Origin of the sequence: Zobellella denitrificans (assembly GCF_002237365.1) — a bacterium.
GTDB lineage: Bacteria > Pseudomonadota > Gammaproteobacteria > Enterobacterales > Aeromonadaceae > Oceanimonas > Oceanimonas denitrificans.
Genome location: NZ_NMUO01000190.1, coordinates 1 through 1,094, shown reverse-complemented (window position 1 = coordinate 1,094; position 1,094 = coordinate 1). Strand labels below are relative to the sequence as shown.

At 65.6% G+C, this 1,094-nt stretch carries 2 protein-coding genes; both read left to right on the top strand.

From position 1 onward, the window contains the following. Positions 1-592, top strand: a 592-nt coding sequence (locus CGX12_RS19250; protein WP_142995724.1) for a VRR-NUC domain-containing protein, incomplete at its 5' end; no start/stop codon positions are given. A 105-nt stretch (positions 593-697) separates the two neighbouring features. Continuing rightward, positions 698-1,018: a cytidine/deoxycytidylate deaminase family protein gene (locus tag CGX12_RS19245; protein WP_094041458.1), complete on the top strand. Its 321-nt coding sequence runs from the start codon at positions 698-700 to the stop codon at positions 1,016-1,018. Positions 1,019-1,094 lie beyond the last annotated feature (76 nt).

Genomic DNA, 1,094 nt, shown 5'->3' with positions numbered 1-1,094 from the left:
GCCGCCGTCGGGGGAGCGGGTCGAGCGGTTGGCGGCCGGGGCCCTGGCCGGGCCGGACGCCCCGGTCTATTACGTGGAAAATCATCTGTTCAACGGCCTGCTGGCACTGCTGTGCTGGGAGGCTATCTACGCGCCCCTGCCCGGGGCTTTCTTCCATCCCTTCCACGCCGGGCCGGCGGATCTGTACCGGCCCGGTTTTGCCGAACGGCGCCGTACGCTGCTCGATGATTGCCTGGCCCGGCTGGAGAACGGCAGTTACCACGCCGCCATCATGGCGCGCTACCGGCAGAAGCGGGGCATCAGTTGCCCGCTGCTGGCCTGGCCGGCGCTGTCCGAGCCGCTGCTGGAGCGGGCGTTGAGCTGCATACCGCCGGCGCATCTCGGCGCCATCTTGACCCGCCTGCTGTCGGATCTGCGCGGCCACGGCAGCGGCCTGCCGGATCTGATCCGTTTCCTGCCGGACGGAGGCTATGAGCTGATCGAAGTCAAGGGCCCGGGAGATCGGCTGCAGGACAACCAGCGCCGCTGGCTGGCGTTTTTCCACCAGCAGGGTATTGCCGCCTCGCTCTGCCAGGTGCGCTGGTCGCCTTAGAACCGGCTCAAAGTCTGCTGCGCGTCGGCCCTGCTGCGTTAATAACAGGCTCTTAGCCAGCGCACCTTTCACCTATGCTGAAAACAGTCATCACCAGGAGGCGGCATGAACAGGATGGAACGACTGGCGCGGCTTGACGCCGAAACGGCGGACGACGGCCCGGCCCTGGGCCTGCTGGCCGAGGCCCTGGCGGCCGGGGAGCGGGGCGACTACCCGGTGGCGGCCTGGCTGACGGATGCGTCGGGCCGGATCTGGGCGAAGGGGCAGAACCGGGTGTTCAGCGGCGGCTTCTGCTCGGCGGCCCATGCCGAGATGCAGGCGCTGGATGCCTTTGAACGACTGCCGGTGCGTCCGGCCGCCGCCGGGCTCAGCCTCTGGGTGAGCCTGGAGCCCTGCCCCATGTGCCTGACCCTTTTTCTCATCTGATTCTCCCGTCGATTTTACTGGTTTTTTTTTTTTTTTCTCCTTCTTCTTTTTCTTCTTCTCTCTTTCTTTCTTTTTT

Bases quoted from the DNA above. Each gene is read 5' to 3' on its own strand.
- CGX12_RS19245 (WP_094041458.1), top strand. From the start codon at position 698: ATGAACAGGATGGAACGACTGGCGCGGCTTGACGCCGAAACGGCGGAC.